Origin of the sequence: Pseudomonas sp. E45-MNA-CIBAN-0222, assembly GCF_040310405.1 — a bacterium.
GTDB classification, from domain to species: Bacteria; Pseudomonadota; Gammaproteobacteria; order Pseudomonadales; family Pseudomonadaceae; genus Stutzerimonas; species Stutzerimonas stutzeri_AC.
The window spans coordinates 1-242 of the sequence record NZ_JBEOPU010000214.1 but is presented as its reverse complement, the minus strand read 5'-3'; the positions used below and the strand labels follow the sequence as shown (position 1 = coordinate 242).

General features: G+C 56.6%; 2 pseudogenes. One reads left to right on the top strand and one right to left on the bottom strand.

What is annotated here, in order from left to right:
- Nucleotides 1-84 (top strand): annotated as a pseudogene (ispD, locus tag AAEZ08_RS23380) (2-C-methyl-D-erythritol 4-phosphate cytidylyltransferase); the annotation flags it as partial.
- Between the two features lie 29 nt (nt 85-113).
- Here the strand turns inward: ispD and AAEZ08_RS23375 are convergent.
- Nucleotides 114-242, bottom strand: a pseudogene (locus AAEZ08_RS23375) (LysR family transcriptional regulator); the annotation flags it as partial.

Here is a 242-nt window from a genome sequence, read left to right as displayed (position 1 = left end):
ATCGAAGGGCGCTCGGACAATATCAAAGTGACCCGGCCTGAAGACTTGGAGTGGCTGCGGCTACGATGGTCGAATCGCAGATAAATGTGGCATGACCCAGCAGGTGCTACTTTTCAGTCGCTGTACTCCGGCCTTCCAGCCAACCCCTCTTTCAAAAAGTCCACCAGCTTGCGCACCTTCGGCGACAAATGCCGTTGCTGCGGATACAGCGCCCATACCGCCGTATTGGGCGGTTGATGACC